This is a genomic window from Halopseudomonas laoshanensis, from assembly GCF_008365385.1.
GTDB classification, from domain to species: Bacteria; Pseudomonadota; Gammaproteobacteria; order Pseudomonadales; family Pseudomonadaceae; genus Halopseudomonas; species Halopseudomonas laoshanensis.
Genome location: NZ_QOVF01000002.1, coordinates 352314 through 369896 on the forward strand (window position 1 = coordinate 352314; position 17583 = coordinate 369896).

A 17583-nucleotide genomic window follows, 5' to 3' on the forward strand; every position below is an offset into this window, starting at 1 on the left:
GAAACATCCGATAACGCGCTGAACAGAAGCGTCAGACCGGGATAAATCCCGGTGACAGCCAGACGTCAGCAATAACGTCCGACGGATGCCTTGCCACCCAAGCGCGGAAAACGCCAATGATACATGGATCTTTAGCCTCTGTTGAGTCCGACAGCTGGCAAAGTCTGCTGGCCTCCAGCATTACTGACCCTCGCACCTTGCTGGAGCGGCTCAACCTCGACCCTGCCCTGCTGGGTCCGGCAATGTTGGCCAGCGCTGATTTTGCTCTGCGCGTGCCCGAACCTTACCTTGCGCGCATGCAGCCTGGTGACGTGCATGACCCACTATTACGCCAGGTGCTGCCCGTTGGTGAGGAGCTGCTGGCTCAGCCTGGCTATCAACTCGACCCCCTCGGCGAGCAGCAGACCAATGCGCGGCCAGGCATTATTCACAAGTACCATGGGCGCCTGCTATTAATAGTTAGCGGTGGCTGCGCGATTAATTGCCGTTACTGTTTTCGCCGCCACTTCCCCTACGAAGACAACAACTTGAGCACCGCCGAGTGGCAGCAGGCACTGGACTACATCCGCTCGGATACCAGCCTGAGTGAAGTCATTTACAGCGGTGGCGACCCGCTGGCAGCCAATGATCGACGGCTGGCCTGGCTGACTCGAGAAATTGCCGATATAAAACATATTCGCCGGTTGCGTATTCACACACGCTTACCTGTGGTCATTCCCCAACGAGTCACGGGCGGATTGATAGATGCCCTCTGCGCTACCCGCTTACCGGTCACCATGGTTCTGCACTGCAATCATGCCAATGAAATTGATCAGCATCTTGGCGCAGCCATACAGCGGCTGCGTGCCGCAGGGATGACATTGCTTAATCAGTCGGTGCTGCTCAAGGGCGTGAATGATCAACTCCAACAACAACTGGAGCTCAGCGAAAAGCTAGGCGACCATGGCGTTTTGCCCTATTATCTGCACGTACTGGACCACGTAAAAGGCGCCCAGCATTTCCATGTTGACGACCAGCAAGCTCAGCGGCTGGTTGGCCAGATGCTGAGCAAGCTTCCAGGATTCCTGGTTCCCCGCCTGGTGCGCGAAACAGCCGGGTGCGCCGGAAAATCACCTTTACCAGTAGAACTGATTGAATAGCGTCAACTGAAATAGCGTAATCTGCTAGATAGTGGCCTATATCGACCGCGCTGAGCCTCTTTAGCGCCTGGCCGACTTTGCTGCTAGAGTGTTGTGACGCACTGGCGTCCTGGAGAACCCGTTCTCAACGCATCGGGACTTGGCCTGAACCGCTTGTATTGGATAAGACTGTTATGGATAGCACAACGCAAAAATTGAATTTGCGGATACCTCAGCAGACACTCAAATCGTTGAGCTTTGCCGAGGGCAGTGAAAAAGGCATCGTTCAATGGCTGGCCAATTTACCCAAGGCCAACATCGGTGAGACTGCGCGTCAGTTATATCAGGGCCTTATCGAAATCAATCAGCTGGATATCGCTGCGGACAAGCGCCTGGCGATTCTCGAACGCATCCGCCCCGAAGTTCATTACGTGTGCAGTGCACTGTCCAAATATTATCTTGGACAGTCGATCGTTCTTGAGGACAAGCCGCGCAAGGTCGCCAATCTTTCACAGTCGCTACAGAATCACCTGGCCAACGGCTACAAGATCGTTGTTGCCCAGGAGCGTACGATCAAATCCCGTGATCACTCGGCGCTGGTCGGCCTGGCCATACAGCGCGCGATGCGAGGCCTGTGCGGGCCATTGCTGCGCGCCTTCCAGCTTTACTGCCCGGTGGCCGACGGCGTGTGGCTGGAGTTGCACCAGTTGTATCAATTGGCACGCAAACGCGGCCTGCACCAACAACCGATCAACGACAATGAAAGCCAGGGGGGAAAACCCCTGAGCATCGAGCAATGCTACCTGATCGCATTGCTGATGGGCTCGGCACGGCCGAATCAAATGCGCCAGAGCGCGATGGGTCGGTTGTTCGTCACCCTTGAGGACTGGTCGCGCATGGCCGTGCTGGTTGAACCAACCGACGCCCGTGCACTGTTCATCATCAACCCGGCGATGGACTGCCCGCCCCGTTACCGCTCTCTGATCCGCGAAGAAGATTTAACCAACAGTCTGGGCCTCAGCACCCAGGACCTGGTCGACGGTATCAAGGAATACATGCTCAACGGCGGCGAAAGTCGCGGCAACCTGAAGATCCCTGAGGGTTTCGGGGTCGAGTTGCTGCAGCATGTCAGCCAATCCTGGGGCGACCTCGCAGAGCGCACTTTCAACCGAGTACCAGGCAGAGGCATTCTCAAACTCAGTATCGGCATGAGTGCCACGCACTTCCGTATCGCCCGCGTGCCGTTTTCCAGTTTTATCGATGCCGACGAGAAGGATACCAACCCGTTCTCCGACGCCGCGCAGCGTGAACGTCACAAGGGCGGATGGAACGGCGCGTTCGATGGTGAACCCAAGTCCCTGGACTGGAGCCCCGGCGCTGTCGAACAGATTAATTACAACAGCTTGCCCGGCGATACCAATCTGGAAGAGAACGACGACAGTTTTCCGATACACACGCTGCCGATCATTAATCACAGTCCCGGTGGTTTCTGTCTGACCTGGCCAAAGGACGTGCCCAAGCAACTGCAGGCGGGCGAGCTGCTGGGCATTCAGGAAGAGAACGAACAGGACTGGAGCCTGGCCGTAGTGCGCTGGATACGCCAGGTGCGCGGCGGCGGCACCCAGATGGGTATTGAGCTGGTGGCGCCGCACTGCACCCCTTGCGCGGTCAAGCTGATGCGCAAGACCGAACAGCCCAGCACTTATCTGCGCGGGCTGATACTACCCGAGGTCGCTGCCATAGACCGGCCGTCGACGTTGATCACGCCGCGCATGCCTTTTCAGGTCAACAGCAAGGTCATGATCATGCAGGGCAACCGTGAGCTGCGTGCCCATCTCACTGACCGCGTTGCCGCTACGGGCAGCTTCAGTCAGTTTGAATACAAGCTGCTGGAGCCACTGAATGAGCAGCAGACGAAATCCGAGACCGGCAGCACATCTTTGAATACCGGTGCCGAGGATGACTTTGACTCACTATGGAAGTCTCTGTAAATTCAGGTTTTTACGGATTGATCCGGACCTGATGCAGAAGGCTCCATGCCCCTGCGGCTGATGGTCGCTGGGGGTTCTTATCCGGATTTTCTTATCCAATGTGAGCCGGTAAAACTGGCCGTTTAAATCTGGAAGACCATGGGCACAGACTCAAGCGCAATCCGACTACTGATCCTCGAAGATTCGCAGAACGACGCTGAGTACCTCGTCAGCCTACTGCGCAATGCCGGACATGCTACCCGTGCGCACCGGATTACCTCCGTGGAAGATCTTCAGGAATGCCTGCAGCAAACCTGGGATCTGTGCCTGGCTGTGCCAGAAACCAGCTTTATGAGCGCCACCGAAGCCTGCGAGCTGATAGCGCGACAATCCAGAGACATTCCCTTCATATTGTTAAGCCCCGAAGCGGGTGACCAGGAACGCACCCTCGGCATGCGCTCTGGCATGCGTGATGTCATTCCCGACTCCGCAGAAGCGCTACTGACCATCGTAGTCAAACGCGAATTGGCCAGCCTGGAGGCGCGCCGGCAACTGCGCATTGCAGAACAAAGTCTGCGGGAGGCTGAAAAGCGCTGCCAACTCTTGCTCGACAGCTCAGTTGATTCGATCGCCTATGTCCACGATGGCATGCATATTTACGCCAACCGCTCCTATATCAGACTGTTTGGCTATGAAGATCCAGACGATCTCGCCGCCGAACCCATGGTGGGTTTGATCGCAGCCAAGGATCAAGCCGCTTTCAAGACCTTCCTGCGCAGCTACAGCGATCAGGGCGGCAAGAACGAAATGCGCTGCAGCGGTATCGACATTGATGGCAAAGAATTCCCCATCATGCTGACCTTCACCCCGGCCAGCTATGATGGTGAGCCATGCACGCAGGTCGTCATCCGCGTTGAAACGGCCAGTGCCGAGTTTGAAGAGAAGCTCAAGGTCATGGCCAGCCAGGACCTTGTCACAGGTTTGTACAACCGCTCCTATTTTCAGGAGCAGTTGGGCAAAGTCAGCGAACAGGCAGTGCATCTGGGCCAAGCCAGCAGCCTGGTTTACCTGAGCATCGACAACTTCAACGGTGTACAGAGTGACGTGGGGATTGGCGGCTCTGATCTTATTCTCAGCGACCTTGCCCAGATGCTACGTCAGGCTTTCCCGGAGAACACACTGCTCGCCCGCTTCAGCGACGACGCCTGCAGCATTCTGCTGGCAAGCCAGGAGCCGGAAGCGGTTAATCCGATGCTGGACGATTTGCGCAGGAAAATCGAAGCCACGCTCTTTGAAGCTAACGGCCGGACCGTCCAGATTACCGTCAGCATGGGTATATCCGCGATCAGCGAGACCAGCCCCAAGCCGGAAGAAGCCATCGACCGCGCCCACCGTCTTGCCGATCAAATCAGCCAGGCGGGCGGTAACGCCATTCGAATATTCAATCCGCTCGAAGAACTGGCGCATCAGGCCAACCGCGGCAACCTGATCGCGCTGGTCAAGCACACGCTGGAAACCAACGGCTTTAAACTGCTGTTCCAACCGGTGATCAGCCTCAGAGGCGATAACTCCGAGCACTATGAAACCTATTTGCGACTGATCAACAGCCAGGGCGAAGAAGTGCCTGCTGCCGATTTCTTACCTGCCGCACAGGAAGCCGGACTGGCTATCGAGATTGATCGTTGGGTCGTAACTCAGGCAATCAAGATCCTTGCCAACCACCGCGCCAAGGGCACCGATACACGCTTGCTGCTCAACCTGAGCAGTGCCAGCCTGCAGGACGCAGAACTGGTGCAATGGGTCGCCGGCCAGCTGAAAGAAAGCCGACTGCCACCTGACAGCCTGATTTTCCAGTTCAACGATGCCGATGCCAACGCTTATATGAAGCAGGCCAAGACATTGACCGAGTCGCTGCACAAGCTGCATTGCAAGGTGTCGCTCAGCCACTTCGGTTGCGCATTGAACCCCTATGCCGCGCTCAAGCATCTGCACGTGGACTTCATCAAGATCGATGGCTCGTTCAGCCGTGATCTTGCCGACGCGGAAGCGGTAAATACGCTCAAGGGTATGGTCACTACCTTACATGCCCAGGGCAAACTGACCATCGTGCCCTATGTCGACAGCGCGACCATGATGCCGACCTTATGGCAAGCCGGGGTCAATTATATCCAGGGGCATTATTTGCAGTCGCCCAGCGACAGCATGAATTACGACTTTTCTGCGGAATAACTCTGCTAGCTTGGCAGAATGGGCGGCGCTCAGCCCATTCTGCCAAGCGCGTTCAGAAACCTTCGCGATCCCGAAACCCCAGCAGATAGAGAATGCCATCCAGGCCCAGGGTCGAGATGGCCTGCTTTGCCGATTGCTTGACCAATGGCTTGGCTCTGAACGCGACGCCCAGCCCGGCGATTGACAACATCGGCAGATCATTAGCGCCGTCACCGACGGCAATTGTCTGCTCCAGACTGATTCCTTCGCGCTCGGCCAGCTCACGCAGCAAATCGGCCTTGCGCTGGCCATCAACAATCGGCTCCAGCACTTCACCGGTGACCAGTCCATCCTTGACCGGCAACGCATTGGCATACACATAATCGATGCCCAGCCGTGCTTGCAATTGCTCGGCAAAATAACTGAAGCCACCAGACAGAATAGCGGTTTTGTAACCCAGGCGTCTGAGCTGGCTGATCAGCGTTTCCGCCCCTTCGGTCAGCCTCAGGGACGCACCAATCTCTTCCAGTACCGATACCGGCAGCCCCTTCAGCAGCGCCATGCGCTCGCGGAAACTGGCTTTGAAGTCCAGCTCACCGCGCATAGCGCGCTCGGTGATCTCCGACACTTGCTCACCCACACCTGCGGCCTTGGCCAGCTCGTCAATTACCTCTGCATCAATCAAGGTCGAGTCCATGTCAAACACGACCAACCGGCGGTTGCGGCGGAAAATACTGTCTTGCTGAAAGGCAATATCCACATTCAGCTGCTGAGCGATGGTCAGAAATTCAGCGCGTAGCGTGCCCGGGTCAGAGGGCTCCCCACGCACCGAAAATTCGATACAGCCCTTACCTTGATCCGCCGGCAAGCCCTCGGGAATGCGCCCGGACAGGCGGTCAATGTGATCAATGTTCAAACCGTAGCGGGCTGTAATTTCGCTGACCTGGGCGATATGCTCAGCGGTTACCCGGCGTGCCAACAAGGTGACAATATGCCGTGGCTTGCCCTGCCCGGTTACCCAGCGACTGTATTCATCTGCGCTGACTGGCGTAAAGCGTACTTGCTGATCAAGCTCATAACCGCGGAACAGAACATCCTTGAGCACATCAGCCATCCCCGCCTCGCCAGCCATCTCGACCAGAATCCCGAAGGATAAGGTATCGTGGATAACCGCCTGGCCGATATCCAGAATATTCACTTCTGCTCTGGCCAGAATGCCGGTAATGGCCGCTGTCAAACCGGGCCGATCCGGGCCGGTGATGTTGATCAGAACAATTTCCTTCAAAGGGGCCTCTCCAATCTAGAGATGTGTGCGCATGTGGCCGACTATTCTACCTGTAATTGCCCGGTCGCTCACAGATGCAGCCTTTTGCCCTCAGGTCGGAATGGCTATACTGCGCAGAGAATCTATTCATAGCACGATTCTGCTCCATTCCACTGACCGAGTCCCACTTTGAACCCGACCCCTCCCCCCTCCGAAAACCTGTTCCTGCGCAGTTATGGCGCCTGGCGCCAGCACAGCGTCAAGCTCACGGGCAAACTGCTGATGCTCTCCATACTACCGTTGGCGCTATTGGTGTTATGGATGGGGATACTCGCTTTTGGCGAGTTGAAACAAAGCACCGCCCGGCAGGCGGACGCGATCGGTGAAGCGCTGGCGAGTCAAATCGCCGCTGCGATAGCTGAACCGTTGGCAGCGGGTGATCAATTGAGCCTGAATATCATGCTGGCACAGTGGCAACAGAATCCGCTGGTGGCGCATACCCGGGTGTTCACCACGGAAAACCGCATGATTGCCGAAGCCGGCGATCGCGTCAGCGCCACGCGTATGGCGCCTGGGCAAGGTCAGTTCAACGCTGCGGTGCGTATTCAGGACACATTGGCCGGTCAGGTGCAGCTTAGCCTGGCGTCCGAACCTTTTATGGCACCGGTAAACGGCGTGTTGCGGCAACTGGCGTGGGCCGCCTTGCTGCTGGCACTCGGCGTGGGCTTTATCGCCTGGCGCATGGCGGGAAATATGCGCCGGGTGCTGCAACAGCTTGGTGAATGGCAGGCTGATTCACCAGCCCCAGGCCAGCACAGACGCGACGAGCTGGGTGATCTGGCGAGACAATTGGGAAGACGCTACGAAGACCCCGCGCTGCAGGACGTAACCGCAGCCGAGTCGGACGGTATTGAGGCCGGTAGCAGCGATGCTGACGCATTGAGCGTGCCTGAGCCGCAGCTGGAGAACCCAACGCCCTTTGTGCAAACAACTGCGAGCGAGCCTGATCTGAATTTGGACACGTCCGAATCAATCAATCCTGCGGAGGCGCGCCTGCCTGAAGAACTCGGCGCGCACCTGCTGACGCCAGACCCCACGGACCACTCCAGCCCTGCAGTCGCGGAGGAAGAGGGTCAGTCAGATACTGACAGCAAAGACGAGCAAGGCCAGGACCAGCTTGCTGCCACGCCGACCACGGCAACGCAAAAAGCGGTCGATGCCGCGCACGCGGACGCAGCTCTCACCGAAGAGGTAGCATTAACACCTCCAGCCCCGCTGGAAACCACGGTACTGGCCATTCGTCTGGGTAATCAGGAGGCTCTGCGACGATTGCCCCGGCCTCGCCTGATGGCTCTGCTGGGCCGTTACCGCGAGCAGCTGGGTCGTGCTTGCGAGCTGTATAACGGGCACCTTCAGACTCTGCACGATGGCACCAGCCTGGTGGTGTTCAATGCGGGGGAATGCCGCCAGGATGAGCTGACCCATGCTCTGTGTTGTGGGGAGTTGTTGCGCGTACTGGGCCATGATCTTCAGGTAGAAATCGCTGATACCGGCATCACCCTGCACTTGCACCTGGCACTCTGTCACGCGCCGAGCCTGCAGGATGTTCCTGCCGAAGACCTGGCTCACCAGCCAGCCTGCCAGACCCTGATAGAGCAGGTGCAATACAGCCGTAACCTGCTGCTGCTGGACTCCAGCCTCGCCACCAGCGACATGTTGCGTCAGCGCGCAGTAGTCAGGCGCCTGGCCAGCCAACCAGGGATCTACTGTATCGAACGCCTACAGGACCCCTACCAGGCGATGCTTGAGCAACAGCTCAATCACTTTTACCAGCAGCGTCAGAGCTGAGCGTAGCATTACGCCCGGCTTCAACACTGATCAGATCTACTTTCTGAAAGCCGCGTGGCAACTTGTTGCCACGCCGGCCACGCTCACCACGGTAGTGCTCCAGATCAGCCGGCTTGAGCGTCAGGGTGCGCTTACCAGCAGTCAGCACCAAATTGGCATCAGCGGATAGCAACGCCAGACCCAGCAAAAACTCCTCACGGGTTTTCACTCGTGCCGAGGGTAGCGAGAGTATTTTATTGCCCTTGCCTTTAGCCAACTGGGGCAGATCAGCCAGCGGAAACACCAACAGCCGCCCTTCGTTTGAGATCGCCACTACCAAATCGGTTTTCTGATCGCTGACCACCAAAGGCGAAATGACTTTGCCGCCCTCAGGCAGACTTATCAACGCTTTACCGTTCTTGTTCTTGGCCAGCAAATCGCTGCCCTGGACGACGAACCCGTAGCCTGCGTCGGAAGCCAGCAAGTACATGGCCTGCTCGTCGGGCATCAGGATACTTTCGAAGCCGGCACCCGGCGGGGGACTGAGGCGACCGGTCAAAGGCTCGCCCTGGCCACGGGCCGAAGGCAAGGTATGCGCCAGCAGCGAATAGCTGCGCCCGGTCGAATCGATCACCACTACCTGCTGGTTGGAGCGACCACTGGCCTGCCCTTGAAACGCATCACCGGCCTTGTAGGCGAGCGCACGACCATCCACATCATGGCCCTTGGCGCAGCGTATCCAGCCTTTCTCCGAGAGCACCACAGTGACCGGTTCGGAGGGCAACAGCTCGGTTTCGGACAACGCACGCGCTTCGCTGCGTTCAACCAAGGGCGAGCGGCGGTCGTCACCGTAGGTTTCTGCGTCGGCGATCAGCTCATCGCGCACCAGATTGCGCAGCAGTTTTTCGCTACCCAGCAACGCTTGCAGCTTGTCGCGCTCTTCTTCGAGCAGGTCCTGCTCGGCGCGGATTTTCATCTCTTCAATACGCGCCAGCTGACGCAGGCGCGTATCGAGAATATAGTCGGCCTGCAGCTCACTGAGACCAAAGCGCGACATCAGCTCGGCCCGTGGATGCTCCTCGGTACGGATGATGTGAATCACTTCATCAAGGTTCAGCCAGGCAATCTGCAAACCTTCCAACAGGTGCAGGCGGGCCAGCACCTTATCCAGCCGATACTGCAGGCGCCGCCGGACAGTCGAGATCCGAAAGCCCAGCCATTCACTGATCAACCCGCGCAAATCCTTGACGGACGGACGGCCATCCGTACCGATCACGTTCATATTGACCCGGTAGCTGTGCTCCAGCTCGGTCGTAGCGAACAGGTGCTGCATCAACTCTTCCGGATCAACCCGGTTGGAACGGGGCACTATGACAATACGCGTCGGATTTTCATGGTCGGACTCGTCACGCAGATCAGCCACCATGGGCAGCTTCTTGGCCTGCATCTGCGCTGCAATCTGCTCCAGCACCTTGGAGCCGGAGACCTGGTGCGGCAGCGCGGTCACTACGATATCGCCCTCCTCACGCACCCACACTGCGCGGCTGCGCACTGAACCCTTACCAGTGGCATACAGCTTCAGTAGCTCGCTGCGCGGGGTGATGATTTCCGCTTCGGTGGGATAGTCCGGCCCCTGAATATGCTCCATCAGCTCGTCCAGCCCAGCGCCCGGATCATCCAGCAGGCGTACACAGGCGGCAGCCACTTCACGTAGGTTATGCGGTGGAATATCGGTGGCCATGCCCACGGCAATGCCCGTGGTACCGTTCAGCAGCAGGTTGGGCAAGCGCGCCGGCAACACCATGGGTTCATCCATGGTGCCATCAAAGTTAGGTTGCCAGTCGACCGTACCCTGGCCAACTTCGGCCAGCAGCACTTCGCTGTAACGGGCCAGACGCGCTTCGGTATAACGCATGGCCGCGAAGGACTTGGGATCATCCGGCGCACCCCAGTTGCCCTGACCGTCAACCAGCGGATAGCGATAGGAAAACGGCTGCGCCATCAACACCATGGCTTCATAACAAGCTGAATCACCGTGTGGATGATACTTGCCGAGCACGTCGCCAATGGTCCTGGCGGACTTCTTGTGCTTGGAGGTAGCGGACAGTCCCAGCTCGCTCATCGCATAGATGATGCGCCGCTGTACCGGTTTAAGCCCGTCGCCGATATGCGGCAGCGCGCGGTCCATGATCACGTACATGGAGTAGTTGAGATAGGCCTCTTCAGTAAAGGCAGACAGCGCGCGGCGCTCCACCCCATCCATACTCAGATCCAGACTGTCGCTCATACTTATCCTCTATTTCATGATCCGTCAGGGATTCAGGGGTACTGTCGCAAGATCAACTCACCGCCCTGCTGACTGAATTCCAATTGCTGCAAGGCACTCATGCCGAGCAAAATATCGTTGCCGCCCATGCCCGGCACGATTCCCGCATTCACGTCCCGCAGATGTATATCACCCAAGTGAAGCTGGTCTATCGTGGTGGCAAAGCTGTCTGCGGTGCCATTCGCCGTATTCACCTGAAAGCGCCGCCCTTGCGGTAACTGCAGCCGCTGGGCCACGGATGCCGGAATCGCGACAAAGCTGGCACCGGTATCCAGCAGGAACGTCACCTCTTGGCCGTTGATCTGACCATTGAGCAGATAGTGCCCCTGCCGATTGGCCAGCAGCCTGACCTCCACTGCATCACCCGACATCATTGATTCCGGTGACTGATTGGGGTTGCGCTTGCGCTCCTCGACGCCGGAGAACCACTGCACTGCCAGAAACAGGCCGGCCGCCCAGGCCAGGATCATCATGACTTTGCCAATGCGCTGGGTCGGCGGCGACTCGCTCATGCGAATTCCTCTTGGGGTCGTAGCATATCTGGAATCAGAGCAGCACCTCAGCCAGATCGCCCTTGCTCTCAAGCCAGGCCTTGCGGTCAGGTGCGCGCTTCTTCGCCAGCAGCATATCCATCAGGGCTTCGGTGCCCGGCATATCGTCAATCGTCAGCTGTACCAGACGGCGGGTATCCGGTGCCATGGTAGTCTCGCGCAGCTGCAGCGGGTTCATCTCACCCAGCCCTTTAAAGCGCGTCACCTGGATCTTGCCGCGTTTGCCTTCGGCTTCGATGCGATCGAGGATGCCCTGCTTCTCGGCATCATCCAGCGCGTAGAACAACTCCTTGCCCACATCAATCCGGTACAGCGGCGGCATTGCGACAAAGACATGCCCTGCGGCTACCAGTGGTTGAAAGTGCTTCACAAACAACGCGCAAAGCAAGGTGGCAATGTGCAGGCCGTCAGAGTCAGCGTCTGCCAGAATGCAGATCTTGCCATAACGCAGTTGCAGCAGATCCGGCGAGCCTGGATCGACGCCAATGGCTACGGCGATGTCGTGCACTTCCTGCGAGCCCAGCACTTCGCCGGAGTCGACCTCCCAGGTATTCAGGATCTTGCCGCGCAGCGGCATGACCGCCTGAAATTCCTTGTCGCGCGCCTGCTTGGCGCTGCCGCCAGCCGAATCACCCTCGACCAGAAACAGCTCGGAACGGCGGCTGTCCTGCCCGGCGCAATCGGCCAACTTGCCCGGCAGCGCCGGGCCTTGAGTGATGCGCTTGCGCTCGATTTTCTTGCCGGCCTTGAGGCGCCGACCGGCATGATTGATCGCCAACTCGGCAATCTGCAAACCAATCTCGGCGTGCTGATTCAGCCACAGACTGAAAGCATCCTTGACCACACCGGAAACAAACGCAGCGGATTCACGGGAGGAAAGCCGCTCCTTGGTCTGCCCGGAGAACTGCGCTTCGGCCATTTTCAGCGAGAGCACGTAACTGACGCGCTCCCAGACGTCCTCCGGCGCCAGCTTGACGCCGCGCGGCAACAGATTGCGGAACTCGCAGAACTCCCGGATCGCCTCAAGCAACCCGGCGCGCAGACCGTTGACGTGGGTACCACCCTGGGCAGTCGGGATCAGGTTGACGTAACTCTCCTGAATAAGATCGCCGCCTTCAGGCAGCCACAGCACGGCCCAGTCCACGGTTTCCTGCCGCGCCTTGAGGGCGCCGGTAAAGGGCTCCTCCGGCAGCTTGGGCCATTCGGCACAGGCGTCCATCAGGTAGTCGCGCAGCCCATCTTCATACAGCCAGGTATGTTGCTCTCCAGACTGGCGATCATCGAATTCTACTTTCAAGCCTGGGCACAGCACTGCCTTGGCCTTGAGCAGGTGTTTCAAGCGGCTGATGCTGAATTTCGGCGAGTCAAAATAGCTTGAATCTGGCCAGAAGGTCACCGTAGTGCCGGTATTGCGCTTGCCCACGGTGCCAACCACTTCCAGCTCGCTGACTTTTTCCCCGTGCTCGAAGGCCATCGCATATTCCTGACCGTCACGGCGCACGCGCACATTGACGCGCAACGACAGCGCGTTGACCACCGAAATACCCACGCCGTGCAGACCACCGGAAAACATATAGTTCTTGCTGGAAAATTTGCCGCCGGCGTGCAGCCGGGTAAAAATCAGTTCAACCCCGGACACACCCTCTTCGGCATGCATGTCGACCGGCATACCCCGGCCATCGTCGGAGACCTCCAACGCATTGTCCTGATGCAGAATGACCAAAATGCAGCGGGCGTGCCCGGCCAGCGCCTCATCGACGCTGTTGTCAATAACTTCCTGCGCCAGGTGATTGGGGCGCGTGGTATCGGTGTACATGCCCGGGCGGCGGCGCACCGGATCCAGACCACTGAGGACTTCCAGTGCATCGGCGTTATAAGTCGATTGGGACATAAGCTGTCTGGTTTTCCTTGATTCCGGAGTGCAGGGGTTTGTCGGTCCTAGCTTACAGCAGCGGTCAACGTGGAGACGCTTCAATATTCGGCTGGTGGCACTGACCGACTGTGCTGACCGACTGCGCTGAATAGTATCTGCCTTGCCCCAGCCGTGCCAATGCCTCTGCGCAGCAGATCAGTACCCGGTCGCGCCGGGGTCAGGCAGGAAGCGGCCCTCGGCGAGCCGTGATACCGCGGTTTCAACCTGTCCATCATCGAACAAACGCAGCCAGCGGTAGCCCGGTGCCCGCTCATCGGTAGCAAAGTTTTCACTGTGCGCGGCGAACTGGACGCAGGTTGAGGGCGAAGCCAGCATTCGTACATGGCCAAGCTGTTGGTCAAAGTGCTGATGAATATGCCCCCAGAGCACCAACCTGATCCTTGAATCAACCTCCAGCCTGTTGAGTAGCTCAGGGGCATTCAGCAGGCCCAGCGGATCCATCCAGCCGCAGCCAATGGGCACTGGATGATGATGCAGACACACCATCACAAACCGCTCACCCGCCCCTGCCAAAGCCCGATCAAGGACGGCCAGTTCTGCCGCGGCCAGATGGCCCGCCACCGCGCCGGGGATATTGGAATTCAACAACACGATGCGCCAGTTGCCCAGGTCAACCCACTCGCGACTGAACCCTGAAGCTTCGCCCAACTGCTGCATCAGCTCGGCGTCGTCGTGATTGCCGGCGATCCAGTGGCATGGAGCCGGCAGGCGTTGCATGGCATGCGAAAATCGCTGGTAGGCCGCCGCACTGCCATCCTGAGCGATGTCACCCGTGGCCAGCACCAGATCCATGCTCGGTACCTCGTCCAGCACCAGGTCAATCACTGCCTGCAAGCTGGCGTGTGTATCCAGCCCCAGCAGGTCGGCATCGGGATCGGCATAAAGATGGCTGTCTGTCAGTTGCACGACGCAGACGTGACCTGCTTGCATTGTTACCGGTGACGCCATCGATCGCCTGCTCCTGGTCACGTTGTTCAAGATCCATAATGGCAACTGGATTGCAGAGAATCCAGCGACTGCATCACAGCTGGCGCACGCCAATATCGTGCACGGCTATTTCAGCGCTGGATAATAACAGGATGAGCACTCTGACCATACCGCTGACAATAGCCCAACCACTCGCCAAGAAACTGATTGAGCTGAAATTTCTCGTCCGGCTGGAGCATCTGCTCGTTGGGGTAGGGATACACGCCGCGAAACCGCCGACGATTGTAAGCGGCGACCACTTCAGCCATACCGGCGTCGTGGTACAGGCGCACTTCCATGCTCGGAGGGGACATCCACTCATGTTCACGCTGATGAATCAGCTGCAGGGTCGAGGTGTAGCGGCAACGCTCCAACACCCTCATTTGCAAGACCTGCTGCTGGCCATCCTGGGCCTCGACATGCAAACGATGCTCACTGTGATCGTGCATACCCGGCATCAACTTCAATAAACGCCAATAATTGGTTTCACAGACGGCTTGCAGACCGACCAGGTCAACCCGATAGCGCGGCTTGCGTTGGGCGATCATGGCTGGGCACCGGCCTGAGCCTGCAAGCGCTCAGCGTTCATCGTCAGCCACTGCAGCGCAATAATGCTCGCCGCATTATCGATCAGACCCTGCTGCATGGCGTCGATCGCATCATGCCGCGACCAGCAGCTGACGCGAATATCCTCGCCTTCCTCCAACAGCCCATGGATACCACCGGCCCCTCGGCTATCGACCAGCGCACAATACAGATGCACCTGTTCATCACTGCCGCCAGGGGAAGGGAAGTAGCGTGTAATGGGTAACAGCTCCCGCAGCGTCAAACCCGCTTCTTCCTGCGCTTCTCGATGAGCCACCTCCTCAGGCGACTCATCCTTGTCAATCAGCCCGGCTACTAATTCCAGCAACCAGGGCCGGTCACTTTTCTCCAGCGCGCCAATGCGTATCTGTTCAATCAACACGACCTGGTCTTCCCACGGATCATAAGGCAGAACGCAGACCGCATCCGCGCGGACAAATAACTCGCGCCGCAGCTCTGGCCCCCAACCGCCGTTGAACAACCGATGACGCAACGTCAGCACATCCAGCCGGTAAAAGCCCTTGAATCCAGGCTCCCGGCGGATGATTTCAACGTCGTTACGGGAAAAAATGCTCAAATCCTGCTGCCCTCACAGATGTCCGAGTTTGCTTACTGGAACTGAATACAGCTATTAAACTCGCACACCTGCCAGGGCTACGGCAAGACTTCAGACCTTTTGATACAACTGCGAGCCGGATGAGCGGAATTCCCTGGACTTGGCCTGCATACCCTCCTCGACCGCGACGTCCACCGCGTCAATACGTTGTGCCGCCGCGTAATCCCGGACTTCCTGGGTAATCTTCATCGAGCAGAACTTGGGCCCGCACATTGAACAGAAGTGCGCGACCTTGGCCGAATCCTTCGGCAGGGTTTCATCGTGAAAAGAGCGCGCGGTGTCCGGGTCCAGCCCGAGATTGAACTGGTCCTCCCAGCGAAACTCGAAGCGCGCCTTGCTCAGCGCATTATCACGGATCTGCGCGCCAGGATGCCCCTTGGCCAGATCGGCAGCATGCGCAGCAATCTTGTAGGTGATGATGCCGGTCTTGACGTCATCCCGGTTGGGCAAACCCAAGTGCTCCTTGGGCGTGACGTAACAAAGCATCGCGCAGCCGAACCAGCCGATCATTGCCGCACCAATACCCGAGGTGATGTGATCATAGCCCGGCGCAATATCCGTGGTCAGTGGCCCTAGCGTATAGAACGGCGCTTCATCGCAGCACTCCAGCTGCTTGTCCATATTCTCCTTGATCAGTTGCATGGGCACATGCCCGGGACCCTCGATCATGCATTGCACATCGTGCTTCCAGGCCACCTTGGTCAACTCGCCTAAGGTTTCGAGTTCGCCAAACTGCGCTTCGTCGTTGGCATCGGCAATAGAACCTGGACGCAGGCCGTCGCCTAGCGAGAAGGACACGTCGTAAGCCTTCATGATTTCGCAGATATCTTCAAAATGCGTGTAGAGGAAGTTTTCCTGATGATGCGCCAGGCACCATTTCGCCATAATTGAGCCGCCCCGCGACACAATGCCGGTCACCCGCTTGGCGGTCATCGGCACATAGCGCAGCAGCACACCTGCGTGAATGGTGAAATAGTCCACGCCCTGCTCGGCCTGCTCGATCAAGGTGTCGCGGAAGATTTCCCAGCTCAGGTTCTCGGCCACGCCATCGACCTTTTCCAGCGCCTGATAGATCGGCACCGTGCCGATTGGCACCGGCGAGTTGCGGATGATCCATTCCCGCGTTTCATGAATATTCTTGCCGGTAGACAGGTCCATCACCGTGTCCGAGCCCCAGCGAATACCCCAGGTCATCTTCTCCACCTCTTCCTCAATGGAAGAACCCAGTGCGGAGTTCCCGATATTCCCGTTGATTTTCACCAGGAAATTGCGACCGATGATCATCGGTTCCAGCTCCGGGTGGTTGATATTGGCCGGAATGATCGCCCGCCCCCGGGCGACTTCATCGCGCACGAACTCAGCGGTAATCTGCTTGGGAACACTGGCACCGAAGCTGTGACCGGCATGCTGCATTTTGGTCAATCCGGCCTCGTGTGCTGCCTGCAGCTGCATATTCTCGCGAATCGCGATGAATTCCATCTCAGGTGTAATAATGCCCTGGCGAGCGTAATGCATCTGGCTGACATTGCGCCCGGCCAGCGCACGGCGCGGATTGCGCACGTGCGCGAAGCGCATATGATCAAGCGCCGGATCTGCCAGACGCGCGCTGCCAAATTCAGAGGTCAGGCCAGCGAGCTTTTCAGTATCGCCACGCTCATCGATCCAGGCACTGCGTACATCCGGCAAACCCGCTCGCAGATCAATCCGGGCCTGGGGGTCGGAATAGGCGCCGGAGGTATCGTAAACCAGCACGGGGGCGTTCTGTTCGCCGCCCATATCGGTCGGCGTATCCGCCAGACTTATCTCACGCATGGGCACATGAATGTCAGGCCGGGAACCTGTCACATAGATTTTGCGTGAGCCGGGAAAAGGCTGGGTGGCGGCGCTGTCAGCGCCGGAGGAAGCAATTGCGCTATCGGGTAAACGGCTGTTCATGAATGTTGCTCCACTGCGGGTAAGTTCGCAGGGAACCGAAACGGCATACCACACTGACCACGAGCTGGACTTCAGCGAGTGCTTATCTCGATTCCTACGCCGGTACTAACCGGTTCAGGTTCAACGGGTATTATCTCAGCCTCCGGCAACTACGCCGCGGGCACCCCGTCAAGATGAGCAGTCAGCTTAATGCTCCACAAGCCGCGTCGCAAGTATGTTCCAGACATCTCGCTACCGCGTTGCAACCAGGCCCCAAGGTTCCGGCAACGCGGCGACAGCCAGAT

General features: G+C 58.2%; 12 protein-coding genes and 1 riboswitch. Of the genes, 4 read left to right on the forward strand and 8 right to left on the reverse strand.

Annotated elements, in window-relative coordinates; genetic code table 11:
* Positions 1 to 116 precede the first annotated feature (116 nt).
* From epmB to DT594_RS08265, 3 genes are all read left to right on the forward strand, one after another.
* The gene (gene epmB / locus DT594_RS08255; RefSeq protein ID WP_149332245.1) at positions 117 to 1139 is read left to right on the forward strand and encodes an EF-P beta-lysylation protein EpmB; all 1023 of its coding nucleotides are present in this window, start codon (positions 117 to 119) and stop codon (positions 1137 to 1139) included.
* A 173-nt stretch (positions 1140 to 1312) separates the two neighbouring features.
* Complete coding sequence (locus DT594_RS08260) at positions 1313 to 3109, forward strand: molecular chaperone (RefSeq protein ID WP_149332246.1); 1797 nt, start codon at positions 1313 to 1315, stop codon at positions 3107 to 3109.
* 138 nt (positions 3110 to 3247) lie between these two features.
* Positions 3248 to 5317 (forward strand): GGDEF/EAL domain-containing response regulator, encoded by a 2070-nt coding sequence (locus DT594_RS08265; protein ID WP_149332247.1) that lies wholly within the window; start codon positions 3248 to 3250, stop codon positions 5315 to 5317.
* A 52-nt stretch (positions 5318 to 5369) separates the two neighbouring features.
* Here the strand turns inward: DT594_RS08265 and serB are convergent, their stop codons facing one another.
* A complete protein-coding gene (serB, locus tag DT594_RS08270) occupies positions 5370 to 6581 on the reverse strand; it encodes a phosphoserine phosphatase SerB (RefSeq protein ID WP_096348438.1) in 1212 nt (403 codons plus the stop codon).
* A gap of 168 nt (positions 6582 to 6749) precedes the next feature.
* Between serB and DT594_RS08275 the strand changes: the two genes are divergently transcribed.
* Positions 6750 to 8408, forward strand: a complete 1659-nt coding sequence (locus DT594_RS08275; protein ID WP_149332248.1) for a hypothetical protein — start codon at positions 6750 to 6752, stop codon at positions 8406 to 8408.
* On the opposite strand, the gene parC is transcribed toward DT594_RS08275, so the two are convergent.
* From parC to thiC, 7 genes are all read right to left on the reverse strand, one after another.
* The gene (parC, locus tag DT594_RS08280) at positions 8377 to 10674 is read right to left on the reverse strand and encodes a DNA topoisomerase IV subunit A (RefSeq protein WP_149332249.1); all 2298 of its coding nucleotides are present in this window, start codon (positions 10672 to 10674) and stop codon (positions 8377 to 8379) included. The genes DT594_RS08275 and parC overlap by 32 nt on opposite strands.
* Positions 10675 to 10706: 32 nt before the next feature.
* Positions 10707 to 11225, reverse strand: a complete 519-nt coding sequence (locus tag DT594_RS08285) for a retropepsin-like aspartic protease family protein (RefSeq protein WP_149332250.1) — start codon at positions 11223 to 11225, stop codon at positions 10707 to 10709.
* 34 nt (positions 11226 to 11259) lie between these two features.
* Positions 11260 to 13155, reverse strand: coding sequence for a DNA topoisomerase IV subunit B (gene parE, locus DT594_RS08290; RefSeq protein ID WP_149332251.1), 1896 nt, complete (start codon positions 13153 to 13155; stop codon positions 11260 to 11262).
* Between the two features lie 177 nt (positions 13156 to 13332).
* Positions 13333 to 14145 carry a 3',5'-cyclic-AMP phosphodiesterase gene (cpdA, locus tag DT594_RS08295; RefSeq protein ID WP_149332252.1) on the reverse strand — a complete coding sequence of 271 codons (813 nt, stop codon included), beginning with the start codon at positions 14143 to 14145 and terminating at the stop codon, positions 13333 to 13335.
* 110 nt (positions 14146 to 14255) lie between these two features.
* Positions 14256 to 14711, reverse strand: a complete 456-nt coding sequence (locus DT594_RS08300; RefSeq protein ID WP_415054166.1) for a DUF1249 domain-containing protein — start codon at positions 14709 to 14711, stop codon at positions 14256 to 14258.
* Positions 14708 to 15325: an NUDIX domain-containing protein gene (locus tag DT594_RS08305; protein ID WP_149332253.1), complete on the reverse strand. Its 618-nt coding sequence runs from the start codon at positions 15323 to 15325 to the stop codon at positions 14708 to 14710. Before DT594_RS08305 ends, DT594_RS08300 begins: the two co-directional genes overlap by 4 nt.
* A gap of 90 nt (positions 15326 to 15415) precedes the next feature.
* Entirely contained in the window at positions 15416 to 17299 is a 1884-nt protein-coding gene (thiC, locus tag DT594_RS08310) for a phosphomethylpyrimidine synthase ThiC (RefSeq protein ID WP_149332254.1), read from the reverse strand.
* A 74-nt stretch (positions 17300 to 17373) separates the two neighbouring features.
* A riboswitch (TPP riboswitch) is annotated at positions 17374 to 17477 on the reverse strand.
* Between the last annotated feature and the right edge of the window lie 106 nt (positions 17478 to 17583).